The following is a 19,164-nucleotide window of genomic DNA, read 5'->3' as shown; positions in this document are numbered from 1 at the left end:
CGGTGTCGACGTCCCCGATGAATCCCAAGCTGCTGTTCTGGGTGCCGGCGCTGCTGCGCACGGCGCTGTTGTTCGCCGTGGCCGGCGTGGTGTGGTGGTGGTTCGGCGCCGTGGCCGGACTGGCGCTGGCGCTGGCCGGCATCGCGGTCGCCGTGTTCACGCAATTGTCCTACCTGTACAAGCTGGGCGAGTGGCTGGACGAGCCGCACAGCACGCGCCTGCCGGACGGCTGGGGCGCCTGGACCGATGCATTTGCCCGTCTTTACCGCCTGCGGCGCGACGACGAGCGCCACCAGGCCGAACTGACCGAGTGGCTGGCGCGCTTCCGCCAGGCGATGCACCTGCTGCCGGAAGGCGTGGCCATCATGGACGACGTGCTGTTCCTGGAGTGGTGCAATCCGGCGGCCGAGCGTCACCTGGGCCTGACGATGGAGCGCGACAAGGGGCTGCGCGTCACGAACCTGGTGCGCCATCCGGACTTCATCGACTACATCGTGCTGGGGCGCTACGAGCAGCCGCTGACGCTGTCGTTCCGCGGCCGCAAGCTGGAATGCCGCATCATCCCGTTCGAGAACCGGCGCCAGATCCTGGTGACGCACGACGCCACCGACACCGAGCGCATCGAGGCGATGCGGCGCGACTTCATCGCCAACGCCTCGCACGAGCTGCGCACGCCGCTGACGGTGATCGTGGGCTTCCTGGAGATCGCGATGTCCGATCCGGGCATCGACGTCGCCACGCGGATGGCGCACCTGAACCTGATGACGGAGCAGGCGCACCGGATGCAGCGCCTGATCCAGGACATGCTGACCCTGTCGCGGCTGGAGTCGGACGAGTATCCGCTGAAGCGCGAGCGCGTGGACGTGCGCAGCCTGGTCGAATCGATCGCCGCGGAGGCGCGCGCCTTGTCGGGCGGCCGGCACCAGATCGAGGTGGCGGTCGACGGTCCCGACGTGATGGGCAGCATGGAAGAACTGCGCAGCGCTTTCGCCAACCTGGCCTCGAACGCGGTGCGCTACTCGCCGAACGGCGGCACGATCCGCCTTGCCTGGACCCGTGGCGCCGACGCCCTGAGTTTCGCGGTGACGGATTGCGGCATCGGCATCGACCCCGAACACATCCCGCGCCTGACCGAGCGTTTCTACCGCGTCGACAAGAGCCGTTCGCGCGAGACGCAAGGCACCGGCCTCGGCCTGGCGATCGTCAAGCACGTCCTGCTGCGCCACGGCGGCAAGCTGACGATCACTTCGCAGCCAGGCAAGGGCAGCACCTTCTCCGCCTCGCTCCCCAACACCTCGCTCCCCGCCTGACCCCCCTCCTCAATTAGGGTCAGAGTCGAATTGTTTGACAACTTTGTGAAATACCGAGGCTCTCTGTTTCCACTCCACGAGCCTTGGCACATTTTGCTCGCAAGATAATTAGGGTCAGAGTCGAATTAATGGCAATTCTAAGGAATTGCTCAATAAATCGACTCTGACCCTAATTAATTTTGGGGTGCTTTTTCGCTGGCGAGAAATTATTCAGCGATGAACAATGTGCTGTCGGAAGAACTGACTGAAAAGCGTGCCGGAAGACAGTTGTGTCGCTTTTTCTAGTTGCAAAAATAATTAGGGTCAGAGTCGAATTATCGAGCAACTTTAAAAGTTGTCAAACAATTCGACTCTGACCCTAATTGTCTTTTCGGAAAGCTGTAGCCGGGAAATTGTGGTTAGAGAAGAGTGGCGAGCGATGTTGGGAAATTGCTCGATAATTCGACTCTGACCCTAATTGTGCAGTGGCGTGATGGGGCTCGGGGCTTGTGTGTGGGGGCGTCGGATGCGGCGTGATGTGTCGGGAATGCGGTTAGCTGGGCAATATATTTAGACAAGCGCCGTGCTTTTGGTTATCGTTGCCTCCTTACTTCGGAGGCAAGATTTGAGCAGCGACAATTTATCACCGCATCACGCAGCCTATGCCTTCGGGCTGGACCTGGTCCGCTTCGGCTGCGCGCTGATGGTGGCGCTGTTTCATTTTACCTGGCGGATCCCGAACGAGGCCCATATCATGCCGTTCGGGTGGGTCGGGGTGCAAGTCTTCTTCGTCATCTCGGGCGTCGTCATCGCCAACTCGGCCATCGCCTCCACGCCCTACCGGTTCGCGCGCAACCGCTTCCTGCGCCTGTATCCGGCGGCCTGGATCGCCGCTGCGATCAGCTTCGCGATCCTGTCGGTCGTGCCCGCGCCGGCCTATTACGCGCTGGGCATCGGCGTGAATCCCGAGTGGCGGGCGCTGGCCAGCTCCGTGGTGCTGGTGGGCGAGGATGCGCTGGCCACCGCCTATTGGACCTTGCCGATCGAAATCGCGTTCTATACCCTGGTGTTCATCGTACTGCTGCGGGGAAGGGTGGGGCTGCGCGCGGTGGCGCGGCTGCTGGCCGTGGCCAGCAGCGCCTATCTGGTTTCCCTGTTCTATCTGGTGGCGTCGACGTCGGGTCCGGGCGTGCTCGACCTCGGCTACGGGCTGAAGAACATGCTCCTGCTGCGCCACGGCGTCTTCTTTGCGATCGGGATCTATTTGTGGATGGCGACGCAGCGGCAGCAGCTGGACCGCAGCGACCGGGTCTTGTTCGGGCTGTCCCTGGGCGCGGCGGCGCTCGAGATCGTCTGCCGCTCGGTGAGCCTGACGACCATCTTTGCCGCCGGCGACGCGGGGCCCCTGGACATCGGGTGGGTGACGGTCGGCGCGCTGCTGTCCTTCGCGGTCCTGCTGGCGGCGATCCGCGTCTCCCTGGTCAATGCGCAGCGCTGGACGCCTTCCGCGCGCGCAGGGGCCAGGATACGGATGCTCGGTCTGGTCACCTATCCGTTCTACCTCGTGCACGAGGTGGTCGGCGGGGCGATCCTCGTTGCCGCCACCGGCAATGGCCTGGGCCGGCCTGCCGGCCTGGCGCTGGCCATCGCCGCAACGCTGGCCGTGGCCTGGCTGATCGCCGCGTTCGCCGAACCGGCCCTCAGACAGGCGCTCGTCCGCGGCGCGAGATGGGTGCGCGGTTCGGGCGTGCGCACCACGATGACCCTGGGCGCCGACGAGCGGCTGCCGAAATAGGACGAAACGATCGCCTCAAGCCAGCTGGGCCACCAGCACCGCCAGCGCCGGTACGCCGATCCAGGCCGCCTGGATCGCCCGGCGCGGCGCATACTGCAGCAGCAGCGTGACGCTCCAGGCGGCCAGCGACAGCACGCCGCACCACACGACCGGTCCGATATGCCAGCCGCTGGCCGCGATGCAGGCGCCGAAGGACAGCGCCAGTGCGAGCCAGCCGAGCAGGCGCAAGCGCAGGCGCAGGCGTGCGTCCGGTTCCGCGCCGCGGCCGTGGATGTCGGCGTAATGGCGGTCCATCGACAGGCCCTTGGCGGCGAAGCCGCTATAGGCCAGCGCGGCCCCGGCCAGGATCAGCGCACTCATGCAGCCTCCAGCTTGTTGGTCGCCACGTCGGCCGGCACGGGCATCGATGCCGTCGCCGGCTTTTTCGGCCTGCCCAGCCACCAGGCCGCGTAGCCGAGCAGCAGGCCGAGCGCCAGCACCACCAGGTCGAAGCCGGCCACCGCGCGCAGGGCCGGCCCGCCGAACAGGGTCACGCCCAGGTGGGTGTCGGTGGTGAGCGCGTTCAGCACCGGAATCCCGGCCAGCAGCACGGCGCCCAGCGCCAGCTGGAAGCGCCACATCGCGCGCGTCGGGCGGATCTGGGCCAGCAGCGCGGCCAGGCCCCAGGCGATGAAGAAGCAGTTGGCCTCGAGGTTCGTGCGCTGCGCGATCTCGACCGGCAGCAGGCGGTTGGCCCAGAAGTAGACGGCGAAGGCGATCGGCAGGCCGGCGATGGCGCCGATGTTCAGGGCATCGACCAGGCGCACCCCGAAGCCGACCTTGCCGCCTTTCGCGATCGCCTTGGCGTATTTCTGGCGCTCCTTCACGCCCCACAGCAGGGCGCCGGTGGCGACCATCGCGGTGCCTGCCAGGCCGCACACGAAGAACAGCGCGCGCAGGAACGGGTCGGCGAAGTGGGCCACGTGCAGGCCGTAGATCGCGGCGCGCGCGTCCAGCGTCGTGCTCATCGGCTTGGCCCCGGACAGCAGCGCGCCGCTCGCGCCGTCGAAGGTCATGGTGGGTTCGATGTTCGACAACTGCTGGCCCGAAGGACGATGCAGCGCGACCCGGGCGTTGGCGTCGTTCGGATTGCTTACCACGATCCGGGTCGGCGCCTGGCCCCAGGCGCGTTCGGCCTGCAGCAGCATCGGCGCGATGTCGGCCAGCGGCGCGAACTCCTTCGCCGGCTTGACCCGCTCGGCGTTCGGGAACACGTCCGCGAACATGGCGTTCTGCTCGGCGCCGTACAGCGCCTTGGTGGGCGAGGGCATGTACATGAACATCAGCGTGACCAGGCCGGTATACGTGATCATCAGGTGGAACGGCAGCGCCAGCACCGCGGTGGCGTTGTGCGCGTCCAGCCATGAGCGCTGGCCCTTCCTGGGACGGAAGGTGAAGAAGTCCTTGAAGATGCGCTTGTGGGTGATCACGCCGCTGACGATCGCCACCAGCATGAACATGGCGGCGATGCCGACGATCCAGCGGCCCCAGATCGCCGACATGTAGTACAGGTCGAAGTGCAGGCGGTACAGGAACTCGCCGCCGCGGGTGTCGCGCGGGGCGGCGGTATGCTCGCCGGTCATCGGATCGAGCGTGAAGTTCTGGGTGCGGAAGGCCGCGCGCCGCTCTTCGCGGGTCATGCCCTTCTTGGGCGGATTGGTCCAGCTGGCGTAGATCAGCGGATTGCGCTCGTGCGGCAGGTCGAGGAACCAGGCATTGGCCTTCGGCGCGCGCTGCTGCAGCTCGCGCACCGCGAGCGCAGCCGATTCGGCTGGCGTCACCCGCGATGGCGCATCGGCCGCCTTGTGCAGCTCGGGCTTCATCCAGAACGTGATCTCGTGCTTGTAGTAGGCGGCGGTGCCGCCCAAGAACACCAGCAGCAGCAGCCAGCACACCAGCAGGCCGGACCAGGTGTGCACCCAGGCCATCGATTGGCGCAAGCCTTCTTTCATGACGCCCTCCCGGCAATCCACAATACAGCGCCCAGGACGCTGCTGGTTGCGATCACCCCGACCCAGGCGCGCAGCGCGCTGCCGGTGGCGAACACCCACAGGATGACGCAGGTGTAGACCACGAAGGAGAGCAGGGTGGCGATGGTGACGGCGTCGGCGCGCGGCAGCGGCAGCGCGATGGCGATCAGGGCGCTGGCGATCGCGGTCAGCACATAGCCGCCGGCGATGGCCGCGACCGCGCGCGCGGCCACGCCGCCGCGGTAGCGCCAGGTGAGGGTAGTCATGAGAGTCGGGCCTTTCTATGCAAGCGAACGACGATCAGTGCTCGGCGCCCGGCGCCAGTGCGGGGCCCGCGGCCAGGGCCGCGATGCCTTTCGGCTGCACCACGGTCAGCGACGAGGTATGGCTGGCGCTGGCGTACTGCACGCCGGCGCGCTCTCCGCCGGTCTTGTCGGTATGCGCGGTCTCCAGCACATAGGTGCCTTTCCACGGCAGGTCGAACTTCACCGCGCCGTTGGCGTCGGCCAGCGCTTCCTTCGACCAGCCGCTCGGCACGGTGATCGCCACCTTGGCCTTCGGCAGCGGCTGGCCTTTATAGAACACCTTGAATTCGCCGGGCGTGCCGGTCGGGACGATGTCCAGCGCCAGCTTCGGCTGCTGTGCGGCGAAGCTGGTCGCCAGGCGCGCGGCCGGGATCCAGATGTGCTGGCTGGTTGTGCCGTCCTTGGTCGTTTCCCAGCCCGGATAGGCATTGTCCTCCGCCACGATTGCGTCGCCCGCCGCCAGGCTGGCGCCGCCGACCACATAGCTCTTGGCGGTCTTCTCGAGCTTGAGCTCGGTCTCACCTGACGCCTTGAGCAGGGTCGCGCGCGGCGCGACGAACTTGTCCAGCAGGCCGGGCGTGGTCTCGCGCTGGTTCAGGCCGAACTCGCCGAACTGCAGCTTCACCGTCTTGCCTTCCTGCTCCAGCCAGACGTGGTGCGCCTGGGCGGCGGGTGCGATTGCAGCAAGGGAGAGTAGTGAGGAGAGCAGCAGTTTCGTCATGGTCGTCATTCTCTTTATTAGGTTTATTTAATTCGATGATGCCTGCGCTATCCCCAAATAAAGAATGTCTCCTTTGGTAGAGGTGCCGAATATGTGCATTGCATCAACTATTGAATAAGAATTATAATGCGAATCATTCTCATTTCAAAACAATTTCAAGGAGTGATCATGTTGCGCCCAGTGCCATCCGTTGTATCCCATCCCACGCACGTCGCCCGTCTGGTGCGCCGAGCTATCGCACTGGGCGCAAGCGCAGCCTTGCTGTCACCGCTGGCCGCCATGGCGGCTTACCCGGAGGCGCCGGACGACATCGCGGCGGACGCGATCCCCACCGTGAACATCACCGGCAAGCACGACGCCACCACCGAGAAGAGCAAGTCGTTCACCACCCGTTCCTCGACCCTGTTCAAGGGCGAGCAGGACATCCGCGACACGCCGCAGCCGGTGACCGTCATCACCCGCCAGTTCATCGAAGAGCGCAACCTGCTCGACCTGACCGATGTGCTCAACAACACCGCCGGCATCACGGTCGAGTACACCGACAGCGAACGGCTCGGCTACAACTCGCGCGGCTTCGGCGTCGATGCGATGCAGATCGATGGGCTGAGCTACAAGCAGTCCGGTTCGGCCTTCATCCAGCCCGATACGGCGGTGCTGGACCGGGTCGAGTTGCTGCGTGGCGCCTCGGGCATGCTGCGCGGTTCCGGCAACCCCTCCGCCACCGTGAATATGGTGCGCAAGCTGCCGACGACCGGGTTCCAGGCATCAAGCGGCCTGACGGTCGGCTCGTGGGACCGTCGCCGCATCGAAGTGGACGTGTCGACCCCGCTCAATGAAAGCGGCTCGGTGCGCGGCCGGGTGGTGGCGGTCAAGGACAAGAAGGACTTCTTCCAGAAGGCGCGCGAAGAAGACCGCGAAGTGCTGTACGGCGTGGTCCAGGCCGACCTGACGCCGCGCACCACGGTCACCGCCTGGCTGCAGCACACCGACCTGGACGCTACCGGCGCCTGGGGCGGCATCCCGGGCAACTTCGACGGCACCTCGCTGAACCTGCCGGACGACACCTTCCTGACTTCAGCCTGGAGCCGCTGGAACCGCTACAACGACCAGGCCCAGGTCGGCATCGAGCACCGCTTCGACAATGGCTGGAGCGTGCGTGCGAATGCCGGCTACCTGGGGCTGCGCATCAAGCCGAACGGTTTCAAGCAGTCGTACATCGCGCGCACCAGCACCACCAACCCCTACCTGATGGACATCACCACGTCGCAGTACACCGGCGACGACAGCCGCCAGCAGGCATTGAGCATCGTCGCCGACGGCCCGTTCACGCTGTTCGGACGCAAGCATGCGCTGGTGGTGGGCGCCGAGCGTGTGTACGACCGGACGATCGCGACCTATGGGGTGGGCAGCCTGTTCAAGCAGACCATCGACATCCGCACCTTCGACCCTTATTCGAGCTACCCGGAGCGCGAGGTGACGACGATGCCGGCCGGCGGCAATCCGCCGACGGTAGTGACCAACTACGGCGCCTTCGCCACGGCGCGCATCTCGCTGGCCGATCCGCTGACCCTCTCGCTCGGCGCGCGCCTGAGCTGGTATGAAAATGAAAACCGTGCCAACGGCAGCGGCTTCAAGGTGACGCGCGAAGCCACGCCGTATCTGGGCCTGGTATATGACCTGTCGAACGAGATCAGCGCCTACACCAGCTATACCGAGATCTTCACGCCACAGAATGTGCGCGGCGCGGACGGCAACCTGCTGGAGCCGATCACCGGTGAAGATATCGAGCTCGGCCTGAAAGGGGAGTTCTTCGGCGGCCGCCTGAATGCCTCGGTGGGCCTGTTCCAGATCGAGAACGTCGGCCGTCCGATCGAAGACGCGTCGTCGATCAATCCTTGCCTGCCGTACTTCACCACCGGCTATTGCCGTATCGCCGGCGGCAAGCAGCGCAGCGAGGGTCTCGAAGCCGAAGTCTCGGGCGAGATCCTGCCTGGCTGGCAAGTCATGGCAGGCTACACCAATACCCGTACCAAGTATGTGCGGGATACGGCTGCCAACACCGGCCAGCCGCTGCGCAGCATCGATCCGAAGCACGAGTTGAACCTGTTCACCAGCTATAGCCCGAACCGCTCCGGCCCGGGCTGGACTGTCGGCGGTGGCGTGAACATGCAGAGCGATTCCTATGTGCGCGGCAGCGGCCTGACCGCGACCCAGGGCGGCTACGGCGTCGCCAACGCCATGTTCGCCTGGCGCTTCAGCGACAAGCTGTCGGTCCAGGCCAACGTGAATAATCTGTTCGACAAGGTCTACTACAAGAAATTCGGTCCGACCGGCCTGGCCTGGTACTACGGCGATCCACGCAATGTCTCGGTGAGCCTGCGCGGCAGCCTGTAAGGAGCGCCGCCTACCCACCCCCGGGTGGGTTAGATGTGCTGGGGAGAACGAGCCGAGGTACAATCGTCGCCTCGTTCTTTTCCGTACATTCCATGGTTTCTCGTCGTTCTTCCCTCGTGGCCTGCGCCGCGCTGCTGCTGGCGGCCTGCGGCAGCACCCCGACTCCGGCTCCCGTCGTCGCCACGCCCGTTGCCGTCCCCCAGGCGGCGCCGCTTCCTCCCAAGAAAATCCGCATCGGCCTCGCCCTCGGCGGCGGCGCCGCGCGCGGCTTCGCCCATATCGGCGTGATCAAGGCCCTCGAGGCCCAGGGCATCTATCCGGAGATCGTGGTCGGCACCAGCGCCGGTTCGGTGGTGGGCTCGCTGTATGCATCGGGCCTGAACGGCTTCGCCCTGCAAAAGACGGCCCTCACCATGGACGAGGCGACCATCTCGGATTGGGCCATGCCGTGGCTCAGCAAATCCAGTGGCCTGCTCAAGGGCGAGGCGCTGCAGAACTATGTGAACAAGGCGATCGGCAATGTGCCGATGGAAAAGCTGAAATTGCGCTTCGGCGCCGTGGCGACCGACCTCAAGACCGGCCAGCCGATCCTGTTCAACCGCGGCAATACCGGCATGGCGGTGCGCGCGTCGTCGGCCGTGCCGAGCGTGTTCCAGCCGGTAAAGATCGGCAACAAGGAATACGTCGATGGCGGCCTGGTGGCGCCGGTGCCGGTGCGCTACGTGCGTGAGATGGGCGCCGATTTCATTATCGCCGTCAATATCTCAAGCGCGACCGAAGGCGCGGCCACGGCCAGCTCGCTCGACGTCCTGATGCAGACCTTCAGCATCATGGGCCAGCGCCTGAACCATTTCGAACTGAAGGACGCCGATATCGTGATCACGCCGGCGCTCGGCAATATGGGATCGGGCGATTTCGGCGGACGCAATCTCGCCATCCTGGCCGGCGAGCAGGCCGCCGCTGCGGTCATGCCGCAAATTAAAGCCAAGCTCAAGCTCCGGCAGCAAATTCCATAAGAAAGGCAATACCATGAACACCAAACCCTACCTGACCCTGGCGGATGTGAAGAAAATCGGCGCCGCGGCCGAAGCCGAAGCCGTCAACAACGGCTGGAACGTCTCGATCGCCATCGTCGACGACGGCGGCCACCTGCTGTGGCAGCAGCGCCTGGACGGCGCGCCGCCCGTGTCCTCGTATATCGCCCCGGCAAAGGCGAATACCGCCGCGCTCGGCCGCCGCGAATCGAAGATCTATGAAGACGTGATCAATGGCGGCCGCATGTCCTTCCTGAGCGCGCCGAAGCTGGAAGGCATGCTCGAAGGCGGCGTACCGGTGATCGTCGACGGCCACGTGATCGGCGCCGTTGGCGTCTCGGGCGTCAAGTCGGAACAGGACGTGCAGATCGCCCGCGCCGGCATCGCCGCCTTGAGCGCCGCCTGACGGCTAGCTGCGGGCGCAATATTGCACCCGCAACATAAGTTTCAGCAGGGCAGGGAAGATGGCGGGGCGTGTCATCTTTCGACAATTTGCTAGCGGGTATGTGGCAGCGCCGCATTGCCGAACATCAGAGTTCGCGCTATAATTCGGAAGTTTATCTAATTCAAACTTAGCCGTAGCGCATACCCACCATCCCTCATTCAACATGACCTCCAACACCGGGCGGCTCTACTGCGTCCAGGACAGTTGGATGTCGGTCTGACGTGGCGAAGCTACGGCAACTTTTTCGGGAGTTGCCCTTGCCGCCATTTTTTTCTGGCCCCTCCGTTCCAGCCATCCTGGCACTTGCTGACGGGACCATCTTCAAAGGATATTCCATCGGTGCCGTCGGTCATACGACCGGCGAAGTGGTGTTCAACACCGCGATCACCGGCTACCAGGAAATCCTGACCGATCCGAGCTACTCGCGCCAGATCGTCACCCTGACCTATCCGCACATCGGCAACTACGGCGTGAATAGCGCCGACGTCGAAGCGGGCAAGGTGCACGCCGCCGGCCTGATCATCCGTGACCTGCCGCTGCTGGCCTCGAACTTCCGTTCGACCCAATCGCTGGGCGATTACCTCAAGCAAGAGAACGTGGTTGCCATCGCCGGCATCGACACCCGCAAACTGACCCGCATCCTGCGCGAAAAAGGCGCCCAGGCCGGCGCGATCCTGACCGCCTCCCAGGGCGCGGAACCGTCACCAGCCCAGGCGCTGGAACTGGCGCGCTCGTTCCCGGGCCTGGCCGGCATGGACCTGGCCAAGGTTGTCTCGGTGACCGAACCTTATGAGTTCACCGAGACCGAATGGAAGCTGGGCGAAGGCTTCGGCAAGCAAACCGACCCGCAATACCACGTGGTCGCCTTCGATTACGGCGTCAAGCGCAACATCCTGCGCATGCTGGCCGAACGCGGCTGCAAGGTCACCGTGCTGCCGGCGCAATCGACTGCCGCCGACGCGCTGGCGCTCAATCCGGACGGTATCTTCCTGGCCAACGGCCCGGGCGACCCCGAGCCATGCGACTACGCCATCGCGGCCTCGCGCGAGCTGATCGAGAAGGGCATCCCGACCTTCGGCATCTGCCTCGGTCACCAGATCATGGCGCTGGCATCCGGCGCCAAGACCATGAAGATGAAGTTCGGCCACCATGGCGCCAACCACCCGGTGCAGGACCTGGACAGCAAGAAGGTCTTGATCACCTCGCAGAACCACGGCTTCGCAGTCGACCCGGAAACCTTGCCGGCCAACTGCCGCGTGACCCACGTCTCGCTGTTCGACGGCTCGCTGCAGGGCTTCGCCCGCACGGACAAGCCGGCCTTCTGCTTCCAGGGCCACCCGGAAGCCTCGCCCGGCCCGACCGACGTCGCCTACCTGTTTGACCGCTTCATCGGCCTGATGCAAGCAGCGGAGAAAAAATAATATGCCAAAACGTAGTGATATCAAAAGCATCCTGATCATCGGCGCCGGCCCGATCGTCATCGGCCAGGCAGTCGAATTCGACTACTCCGGCGCCCAGGCCTGCAAGGCCTTGCGCGAAGAAGGCTACAAGGTCATCCTGGTCAACTCGAACCCGGCGACCATCATGACCGACCCGGAAACGGCGGACGTGACCTATATCGAGCCGATCACCTGGAAGGTTGTCGAGCGCATCATCGAGAAAGAGCGTCCCGACGCGATCCTGCCGACCATGGGCGGCCAGACCGCGCTGAACTGCGCGCTCGACCTGCACCGCCACGGCGTGCTCGATAAATACAAGGTCGAGCTGATCGGCGCGACCCCGGAAGCGATCGACAAGGCCGAAGACCGTTCGAAGTTCAAGGACGCGATGACCAAGATCGGACTGGGTTCGGCGCGTTCGGGCGTGGCCCACTCGATGGAAGAAGCGTGGAGCGTGCAGCGCGAGCTGGGCTTCCCGACCATCATCCGTCCATCGTTCACCATGGGCGGCAGCGGCGGCGGCATCGCCTACAACGAAGAAGAATTCGAACAGATCTGCAAGCGCGGCCTCGAGGCTTCGCCGACCAGCGAACTGCTGATCGAAGAGTCGCTGCTCGGCTGGAAAGAGTACGAGATGGAAGTTGTTCGCGACAAGAACGACAACTGCATCATCATCTGCTCGATCGAAAACCTGGATCCGATGGGCGTGCACACCGGCGACTCGATCACCGTCGCGCCGGCGCAGACGCTGACCGACAAGGAATACCAGATCATGCGTAACGCGTCGATCGACGTGCTGCGCGAGATCGGCGTCGACACCGGCGGCTCGAACGTGCAGTTCTCGATCAACCCGAAAGACGGCCGCATGATCGTCATCGAGATGAACCCGCGCGTGTCGCGTTCGTCGGCGCTGGCCTCGAAGGCCACCGGCTTCCCGATCGCCAAGGTCGCGGCCAAGCTGGCCGTCGGCTTCACGCTCGATGAGCTGCGCAACGAGATCACCGGCGGCGCGACCCCGGCCAGTTTCGAGCCGTCGATCGACTACGTCGTCACCAAGATCCCGCGCTTCACCTTCGAAAAATTCCCGACCGCCGACAAGCACCTGACCACGCAGATGAAATCGGTCGGTGAAGTCATGGCGATGGGCCGCACCTTCCAGGAATCGTTCCAGAAAGCCCTGCGCGGCCTGGAAGTCGGCGTCGACGGCCTGAACGAAAAGACCCGCGACCGCGAAAAGATCGAGGAAGAGCTGGGCGAGCCGGGTCCGGAACGCATCTGGTACGTGGGCGACGCCTTCGCCCAGGGCTTCACCCTGGAAGAAGTGCACAACCTCACCAAGATCGATCCGTGGTTCCTGGTGCAGATCAAGGAGATCGTGGACATCGAGCTGTGGCTCGAGAACCAGACCCTGGAGTCGCTCGACAAGAACGTGCTCTACAAGCTGAAGCAGAAGGGCTTCTCGGACCGCCGCATGGCCTTCCTGCTGAAGGTCGAGCCGGCCGCCGTGCGCGCCCGCCGCCACGAGCTGAACATCCGCCCGGTGTACAAGCGCGTCGACACCTGCGCCGCCGAGTTCGCGACCAATACCGCGTACATGTACTCGACGTACGACGAAGAATGCGAATCGAACCCGACCGACAAGAAGAAGATCATGGTGCTGGGCGGTGGCCCGAACCGTATCGGCCAGGGCATCGAGTTCGACTACTGCTGCGTGCACGCGGCCCTCGCCATGCGCGAAGACGGCTACGAGACCATCATGGTCAACTGCAATCCAGAGACCGTGTCGACCGACTACGATACCTCGGACCGCCTGTACTTCGAGTCGCTGACGCTGGAAGACGTGCTCGAGATCGTGGAACTGGAAAAGCCGGTCGGCGTGATCGTGCAATACGGCGGCCAGACCCCGCTGAAGCTGGCGCTGGACCTGGAAGCGAACGGCGTGCCGATCATCGGCACCTCGCCGGACATGATCGACGCCGCCGAGGACCGCGAGCGTTTCCAGCAGCTGCTGCAAAAGCTCGACCTGCGCCAGCCGCCGAACCGCACCGCGCGCACCGAAGCCGATGCGCTGGCGCTGGCCGAAGAGATCGGCTACCCGCTGGTGGTGCGTCCTTCCTACGTGCTGGGCGGTCGCGCGATGGAAATCGTGCACGAGCAGCGCGACCTGGAGCGCTATATGCGCGAAGCTGTCAAGGTCTCGCACGATTCGCCGGTGCTGCTCGACCGCTTCCTGAACGACGCGATCGAAGTCGACGTCGACTGCATCTCGGACGGCGAAGCCACCTTCATCGGCGGCGTGATGGAACACATCGAACAGGCCGGCGTGCACTCGGGCGACTCGGCCTGCTCGCTGCCGCCGTACTCGCTGTCGCAGGCGACCATCGATGAACTCAAGCGCCAGACCTCGCTGATGGCCAAGGCCCTGAACGTGGTCGGCCTGATGAACGTGCAGTTCGCGATCCAGCAGTCGGAGCAGGACGGCGTGACGCTTGATACTGTTTATGTGCTGGAAGTGAACCCGCGCGCTTCGCGTACCGTGCCGTTCGTCTCGAAGGCGACCGGCCTGCAGCTGGCCAAGATCGCGGCGCGCTGCATGGTCGGCCAGACCCTCGAGCAGCAGGGCATCACCAAAGAAGTCGTGCCGCCGTTCTACAGCGTCAAGGAAGTCGTGTTCCCGTTCGTGAAGTTCCCTGGCGTCGACACCATCCTGGGACCAGAGATGAAATCGACCGGCGAAGTGATGGGCGTGGGCACCACCTTCGGCGAAGCGTTCGTGAAATCGCAGCTCGCGGCCGGCATCAAGCTGCCGAAGTCGGGCACCGTGTTCCTGTCGGTGAAGTCGTCGGACAAGCCGCGCGCGGTCGGCGTGGCGCGCGACCTGGTCAAGCTCGGCTTCGACCTGGTGGCGACCAAGGGCACCGCCGCCGTGATCTCGGCGGCCGGCATCCCGGTGCGCTCGGTGAACAAGGTGCTGGAAGGCCGTCCGCACGTGGTCGACATGATCAAGAACCACGAGATCGTCATGGTCGTGAACACGGTCGAGGAAAAGCGCAGTGCGATCACCGACTCGCGCACGATCCGTACCTCGGCACTGGCCTCGCACGTGGTGACCTACACCACGATCGCCGGCGCCGAAGCGGCGATCGAGGGCATGCCCCACATCGACGAACTGCGCGTGTACGATTTACAAGGCCTGCATAAAACCTTACACTAAGCACACGCAGTACCCGTAGGACAGCTTAGTACACAAGTGAACCACAGAGCTCGCGCGGCCTTGGCGCCGCGTGCCTCTGTGGTTTTCGCTTTGAGACGCTACGGGTGTCCCGTACAACACCAACAGCAGAGAACCATGAACACACCACTGACCAAATTCGGCGCAGAACTCCTGAAAGAAGAGCTGCACCAGCTCAAGACCAAGGAGCGCCGCATCGTGATCGACGCGATCGCCGAGGCGCGTTCGCATGGCGACCTGTCCGAAAACGCCGAGTACGACGCCGCCAAGGAACGCCAGGCCTTCGTCGAAGGACGCATCGCCGAGCTGGAAGGCAAGCTCTCCACCGCCCAGATCATCGATCCGTCCACGCTGGACGCCGACGGCCGCGTGGTGTTCGGCGCCACTGTCGACCTCGAAGACCTGGAATCGGGCCAGAAGGTCACCTACCAGATCGTCGGCATCGACGAAGCTGACCTGAAACTGAACAAGGTCTCGGTGACCTCGCCGATCGCGCGCGCGCTGATCGGCAAGTTTGCCGAAGACGTGGTCGAAGTGCAGGCCCCGTCGGGCCCGCGCGAATACGAAATCCTCGAAGTCCGCTACGTCTGATGGAAGCGGCGGCGGCCAGCGGTGTGAAAGCGGGGCGCTTGCCGGCGGCGCGCCTGCTGGTGGCCGCGCTGTGGACGGGCGTCCTGTGGGCGCTCGGCTATGTCGCGGCGCCCGCGGCGTTCGCCGTCCTCGGCAGCGTGCAGGCGGGCGACCTGGTCGCGGTGCTGCTCACGCGCCAGGCGTGGCTGTCGATTGCCTGCGCCGTCGTGCTGTTGGTCTTGCTGCGGGTGTCGAGCGACCTGGCGCCGTCGCGGCGCAGATTTTTGAGCTTGCTGGTGCTGGCGATGCTGGCGTGTACGCTGGTGATTTTCGTCGGGCTGCAGCCGGCCATGGCGCAATTGCGTGAACTCGCCGGGCCGGATGGGGTGAGGGCGTCGCCGTACTGGACGCAGTTCGCCGTGATGCATGGGGTGTCGCAGCTGTTCTATCTCGTGCAGAGCTTGCTGGGGGCGTGGCTGATCGTTCGGCTGCGTTGAGCGTGCTCCGAATAATCGGGACGTAAAAAAACCGGGTTGCCCCGGTTTTTTTGTTCACTTGTTCAGCGAATTTTTCTTGGAACTGGTCTGGCGCGGCTTGGCGCGCTTGATGTTGCCGCCGGCGGTGACGCGTTCGTTCCCTTTCAGCATGACCTTGGTGACGCTCGGCTTCTTGGTGCCGCTGGCGCTGGCCTTGACGATGGTGACTTCGCGCATGCCCGGGCCCGATTTGCCGCTGCGTTCCTTGACCGCCTCTTTCTTGGGGCGGTAGAGGACCAGCAGCTTGCCGATGTGCTGGACCGGCGCCGCGTCGAGGTCGGCGCAGATCTGCTCGTACATGGCGACGCGCGCTTCGCGGTCGTCGCCGAACACGCGCACCTTGATCAGGCCGTGTGCATCGAGGCTGGCCGAGATTTCCTTGACGACGGATTCGGTAAGGCCGGCTTCGCCGATCATGACGACTGGATTGAGCCCGTGTGCTTCTGCGCGCAGGGCGCTGCGCTCGGCCGGTGTAAGTTTGATCATAACAATTCTTTTTTGATGTACCTATAAAAGCAGTATTCTACGCGAATGGCCAAGAACAAATTAAACAAAAACTGGTTGCACGACCATATTAACGATCCGTACGTCAAACTGGCCCAGAAAGAAGGCTTCCGCGCCCGCGCCGCCTACAAGCTCAAGGAGATCGACGAGCAGGAAAAGCTGATCAAGCCCGGCCAGGTCATCGTCGACCTCGGTTGCACCCCGGGCAGCTGGGCCCAGTACACGCGGCGCAAGCTGGCCGGCGCCGACGGCGGCGGCATCAATGGCACCATCATCGGCCTCGACATCCTGCCGATGGAGCCGATCGCGGACGTGCAATATATTCAAGGCGACTTCCGCGAGGAAGAAGTGCTGACGCAGCTCGACGAAGTCTTGTCCGGCCGCAAGGCCGACCTTGTGCTATCCGATATGGCGCCCAATTTGTCGGGTATCAGCCATGCCGATGCAGCGCGCATGGAACATTTGATCGACCTGGCGATCGAATTTTCGCAGCTCCATTTGAAGCCGGGCGGTGCGCTGGTGGTTAAATGTTTTAAAGACATGGGTTTCACGCAAATCCTGGAGAAATTCCGGACCGAATTCAAGACCGTGAAGCAGATCAAGCCGAAGGCCAGCCGCGACAAATCGTCCGAGATCTTCCTGCTTGGCCGTGGCCTGAAGAACCCGGCGGACTGAGGCGAGCGGCCCATTCTTTAGAGGGATGGAATTTCCCCTTGAAATCTCCACGCGCGCCCATACATCAGCCGCGTGATCCCTCCGGCCCGGCACCACGGATTTGTATGCAATGTGCCGGCGGGATGTAAAAAGATAGTATTTCGGCACTATTGCCTGCGCCGCGTGGCGGTGTCGGCTTATTGCGAGTAAAATCGGAATACTGAAATCGGTAGAGATGCAATTGCATCGGAGGAGTGCTCGTGAATAATATGTTTTCCAAATCCGCCATCTGGGTGGTCGTCGCGCTGCTGTTGTTCATGCTGTTCAAGCAGTTCGACACCCATAGCGTCGCCGGCGGCAGCAAGACCATTGCTTATTCCGAGCTGCTCGATGAGATCAAACAACGTCGCATCAAGGATGTGACGATCGAAGGCTCGAACATCACCGCCACCCGCAGCGACGATTCGAAGGTGCGCGCGACCGCGACCATCCTGGACCGCGGCCTGATCGGCGACCTGCGTGAAAACGGCGTGCGCTTCGACGTGAAGCCGCCGGAGGAGCCATCGTTCCTGCAGCAGGTATTCATTTCGTGGTTCCCGATGCTGCTCCTGATCGGCGTCTGGGTGTTCTTCATGCGCCAGATGCAGGGCGGCGGCAAGGGCGGCGCTTTCTCCTTCGGCAAGTCGAAGGCGCGCATGCTGGATGAAACCAATAACACCGTCACCTTCGCCGACGTCGCCGGTTGCGACGAAGCGAAAGAAGAAGTCTCGGAAATCGTCGACTTCCTCAAGGATCCAACCAAATTCCAGAAACTGGGCGGCCGCATTCCACGCGGCGTGCTGATGGTCGGTCCTCCGGGTACCGGTAAGACCCTGCTGGCGCGCGCCATCGCCGGCGAAGCGAAGGTGCCGTTCTTCTCGATCTCGGGTTCCGACTTCGTCGAGATGTTCGTCGGCGTCGGTGCGTCGCGTGTTCGCGACATGTTCGAGAACGCCAAGAAGCATTCGCCTTGCATCATCTTCATCGACGAGATCGACGCGGTCGGCCGTCACCGCGGCGCCGGCATGGGCGGCGGCAATGACGAACGCGAACAGACCCTGAACCAGCTGCTGGTCGAGATGGACGGTTTCGAGGCGCAATCGGGCGTCATCGTGATCGCCGCCACCAACCGCGCCGACGTGCTCGATAAGGCGCTGCTGCGTCCGGGCCGTTTCGACCGCCAGGTGATGGTGGGCCTGCCGGACATCCGCGGCCGCGAACAGATCCTCAACGTGCACATGCGTAAAGTGCCGATCGGCACCGACGTCAAGGCCGACATCCTGGCGCGCGGCACCCCGGGCTTCTCGGGCGCCGACCTGGCCAACCTGGTCAACGAAGCCGCGCTGTTCGCCGCGCGCCGCAGCAAGCGCCTGGTCGAGATGATCGACTTCGAAGACGCCAAGGACAAGATCTATATGGGTCCGGAGCGCAAGTCGATGGTCATGCGCGAAGAAGAGCGCCGCAACACGGCCTACCACGAGTCGGGCCACGCGGTGGTCGCCAAGCTGCTGCCGAAGGCCGATCCGGTGCACAAGGTCACGATCATGCCGCGCGGTTACGCACTGGGCCTGACCTGGCAGCTGCCGGAGCACGACAGCCTGTCCGGTTACAAGGACAAGATGCTCGAAGAGATTTCGATCCTGTTCGGCGGCCGTATCGCCGAAGAGATCTTCGTCGGTCAGATGTCGACCGGCGCCTCGAACGACTTCGCCCGCGCGACCAAGCTGGCGCGCTCGATGGTGACCCGCTTCGGCATGTCCGACAGCATGGGCGTGATGGTCTACGAAGACAGCGAGAACGACGGCTTCTTCGGCGGCGCCACCAAGACCATTTCGGAAGCGACGCAGCAAAAGGTCGACGCCGAGATCCGCGCCATCCTCGACACGCAGTACGCGCTGGCGCGCCGTCTGCTGGAAGAGAACCGCGAGAAGGTCGAAATGATGACCAAGGCGCTGCTCGACTGGGAAACCATCGATTCCGAGCAGATCAACGACATCATGGCCGGCCGCGAGCCGCGCCAGCCGAAGACCGTGCTGACCAAGCGCACGCCGCCGGGCGACAGCGGCTCGGGCGGTGTGGCGCCGAATGCCACCGCACCGGCCTGACGCTGTCTCTCCCCTCAAAGGCACCCGTCAGGGTGCCTTTTTTGTTTTGCAAAAAGCTGGGGTCAGGTCTGACATTCGGACACGAGCTCAACC

Annotated in this window: 16 protein-coding genes; 11 read left to right on the top strand and 5 right to left on the bottom strand. The window is 63.9% G+C overall.

The window, feature by feature from the left end; genetic code table 11:
* Positions 1 to 17 precede the first annotated feature (17 nt).
* The gene (gene phoR, locus J3U95_RS21830; RefSeq protein ID WP_208280751.1) at positions 18 to 1,310 is read left to right on the top strand and encodes a phosphate regulon sensor histidine kinase PhoR; all 1,293 of its coding nucleotides are present in this window, start codon (positions 18 to 20) and stop codon (positions 1,308 to 1,310) included.
* 604 nt (positions 1,311 to 1,914) lie between these two features.
* Positions 1,915 to 3,084, top strand: coding sequence for an acyltransferase family protein (locus tag J3U95_RS21825; protein WP_208280750.1), 1,170 nt, complete (start codon positions 1,915 to 1,917; stop codon positions 3,082 to 3,084).
* A 15-nt stretch (positions 3,085 to 3,099) separates the two neighbouring features.
* Here J3U95_RS21825 and J3U95_RS21820 read toward each other — a convergent pair whose 3' ends face one another.
* Genes J3U95_RS21820 through J3U95_RS21805 form a run of 4 tightly spaced genes read right to left on the bottom strand, consistent with a single transcriptional unit; the run spans position 3,100 to position 6,119 of the window.
* Positions 3,100 to 3,444 (bottom strand): DUF3325 domain-containing protein, encoded by a 345-nt coding sequence (locus tag J3U95_RS21820; RefSeq protein WP_208280749.1) that lies wholly within the window; start codon positions 3,442 to 3,444, stop codon positions 3,100 to 3,102.
* Positions 3,441 to 5,075: a PepSY-associated TM helix domain-containing protein gene (locus J3U95_RS21815; RefSeq protein ID WP_208280748.1), complete on the bottom strand. Its 1,635-nt coding sequence runs from the start codon at positions 5,073 to 5,075 to the stop codon at positions 3,441 to 3,443. The genes J3U95_RS21820 and J3U95_RS21815 overlap by 4 nt, the downstream gene beginning before the upstream one ends.
* Positions 5,072 to 5,359 (bottom strand): DUF3649 domain-containing protein, encoded by a 288-nt coding sequence (locus J3U95_RS21810; RefSeq protein WP_208280747.1) that lies wholly within the window; start codon positions 5,357 to 5,359, stop codon positions 5,072 to 5,074. The genes J3U95_RS21815 and J3U95_RS21810 overlap by 4 nt, the downstream gene beginning before the upstream one ends.
* A gap of 34 nt (positions 5,360 to 5,393) precedes the next feature.
* Positions 5,394 to 6,119 (bottom strand): DUF4198 domain-containing protein, encoded by a 726-nt coding sequence (locus tag J3U95_RS21805; protein WP_208280746.1) that lies wholly within the window; start codon positions 6,117 to 6,119, stop codon positions 5,394 to 5,396.
* 258 nt (positions 6,120 to 6,377) lie between these two features.
* Here J3U95_RS21805 and J3U95_RS21800 point away from each other — a divergent pair, with 258 nt between their 5' ends.
* From J3U95_RS21800 to J3U95_RS21770, 7 genes are all read left to right on the top strand, one after another.
* Positions 6,378 to 8,513: a TonB-dependent siderophore receptor gene (locus J3U95_RS21800; protein WP_229520014.1), complete on the top strand. Its 2,136-nt coding sequence runs from the start codon at positions 6,378 to 6,380 to the stop codon at positions 8,511 to 8,513.
* 92 nt (positions 8,514 to 8,605) lie between these two features.
* Positions 8,606 to 9,529, top strand: coding sequence for a patatin-like phospholipase family protein (locus tag J3U95_RS21795; RefSeq protein WP_208280744.1), 924 nt, complete (start codon positions 8,606 to 8,608; stop codon positions 9,527 to 9,529).
* Positions 9,530 to 9,542: 13 nt separating this feature from the next.
* Positions 9,543 to 9,953 (top strand): GlcG/HbpS family heme-binding protein, encoded by a 411-nt coding sequence (locus J3U95_RS21790; protein WP_208280743.1) that lies wholly within the window; start codon positions 9,543 to 9,545, stop codon positions 9,951 to 9,953.
* Positions 9,954 to 10,249: 296 nt separating this feature from the next.
* Positions 10,250 to 11,413: a glutamine-hydrolyzing carbamoyl-phosphate synthase small subunit gene (gene carA, locus J3U95_RS21785; protein WP_208280742.1), complete on the top strand. Its 1,164-nt coding sequence runs from the start codon at positions 10,250 to 10,252 to the stop codon at positions 11,411 to 11,413.
* Position 11,414: 1 nt separating this feature from the next.
* The gene (carB, locus tag J3U95_RS21780) at positions 11,415 to 14,645 is read left to right on the top strand and encodes a carbamoyl-phosphate synthase large subunit (RefSeq protein ID WP_208280741.1); all 3,231 of its coding nucleotides are present in this window, start codon (positions 11,415 to 11,417) and stop codon (positions 14,643 to 14,645) included.
* A gap of 135 nt (positions 14,646 to 14,780) precedes the next feature.
* The gene (greA, locus tag J3U95_RS21775; protein ID WP_005669756.1) at positions 14,781 to 15,254 is read left to right on the top strand and encodes a transcription elongation factor GreA; all 474 of its coding nucleotides are present in this window, start codon (positions 14,781 to 14,783) and stop codon (positions 15,252 to 15,254) included.
* Positions 15,254 to 15,730 carry a DUF4149 domain-containing protein gene (locus J3U95_RS21770; RefSeq protein ID WP_208280740.1) on the top strand — a complete coding sequence of 159 codons (477 nt, stop codon included), beginning with the start codon at positions 15,254 to 15,256 and terminating at the stop codon, positions 15,728 to 15,730. Before greA ends, J3U95_RS21770 begins: the two co-directional genes overlap by 1 nt.
* 54 nt (positions 15,731 to 15,784) lie before the next feature.
* Here the strand turns inward: J3U95_RS21770 and yhbY are convergent, their stop codons facing one another.
* Positions 15,785 to 16,255, bottom strand: a complete 471-nt coding sequence (gene yhbY, locus J3U95_RS21765; protein ID WP_071363244.1) for a ribosome assembly RNA-binding protein YhbY — start codon at positions 16,253 to 16,255, stop codon at positions 15,785 to 15,787.
* A gap of 45 nt (positions 16,256 to 16,300) precedes the next feature.
* Between yhbY and J3U95_RS21760 the strand changes: the two genes are divergently transcribed.
* Complete coding sequence (locus tag J3U95_RS21760) at positions 16,301 to 16,948, top strand: RlmE family RNA methyltransferase (protein ID WP_208280739.1); 648 nt, start codon at positions 16,301 to 16,303, stop codon at positions 16,946 to 16,948.
* 239 nt (positions 16,949 to 17,187) lie between these two features.
* Positions 17,188 to 19,071 carry an ATP-dependent zinc metalloprotease FtsH gene (gene ftsH, locus J3U95_RS21755; protein ID WP_005669764.1) on the top strand — a complete coding sequence of 628 codons (1,884 nt, stop codon included), beginning with the start codon at positions 17,188 to 17,190 and terminating at the stop codon, positions 19,069 to 19,071.
* Positions 19,072 to 19,164 lie beyond the last annotated feature (93 nt).

Source organism: Massilia oculi (assembly GCF_017582745.1).
Classification (GTDB): Bacteria; Pseudomonadota; Gammaproteobacteria; order Burkholderiales; family Burkholderiaceae_D; genus Telluria; species Telluria oculi_A.
This window is presented reverse-complemented; position numbering and strand designations above follow the sequence as displayed.

What these genes read in the sequence shown, in the direction of transcription:
- J3U95_RS21760 (WP_208280739.1), top strand. Translation starts at nt 16,301, where the DNA reads ATGGCCAAGAACAAATTAAACAAAAACTGGTTGCACGACCATATTAAC.
- yhbY (WP_071363244.1), bottom strand. Translation starts at nt 16,255, where the DNA reads ATGATCAAACTTACACCGGCCGAGCGCAGCGCCCTGCGCGCAGAAGCA.
- J3U95_RS21810 (WP_208280747.1), bottom strand. Translation starts at nt 5,359, where the DNA reads ATGACTACCCTCACCTGGCGCTACCGCGGCGGCGTGGCCGCGCGCGCG.
- J3U95_RS21770 (WP_208280740.1), top strand. Translation starts at nt 15,254, where the DNA reads ATGGAAGCGGCGGCGGCCAGCGGTGTGAAAGCGGGGCGCTTGCCGGCG.
- phoR (WP_208280751.1), top strand. Translation starts at nt 18, where the DNA reads ATGAATCCCAAGCTGCTGTTCTGGGTGCCGGCGCTGCTGCGCACGGCG.
- J3U95_RS21805 (WP_208280746.1), bottom strand. Translation starts at nt 6,119, where the DNA reads ATGACGAAACTGCTGCTCTCCTCACTACTCTCCCTTGCTGCAATCGCA.
- J3U95_RS21815 (WP_208280748.1), bottom strand. Translation starts at nt 5,075, where the DNA reads ATGAAAGAAGGCTTGCGCCAATCGATGGCCTGGGTGCACACCTGGTCC.
- J3U95_RS21790 (WP_208280743.1), top strand. Translation starts at nt 9,543, where the DNA reads ATGAACACCAAACCCTACCTGACCCTGGCGGATGTGAAGAAAATCGGC.
- J3U95_RS21820 (WP_208280749.1), bottom strand. Translation starts at nt 3,444, where the DNA reads ATGAGTGCGCTGATCCTGGCCGGGGCCGCGCTGGCCTATAGCGGCTTC.
- greA (WP_005669756.1), top strand. Translation starts at nt 14,781, where the DNA reads ATGAACACACCACTGACCAAATTCGGCGCAGAACTCCTGAAAGAAGAG.
- carB (WP_208280741.1), top strand. Translation starts at nt 11,415, where the DNA reads ATGCCAAAACGTAGTGATATCAAAAGCATCCTGATCATCGGCGCCGGC.
- J3U95_RS21795 (WP_208280744.1), top strand. Translation starts at nt 8,606, where the DNA reads ATGGTTTCTCGTCGTTCTTCCCTCGTGGCCTGCGCCGCGCTGCTGCTG.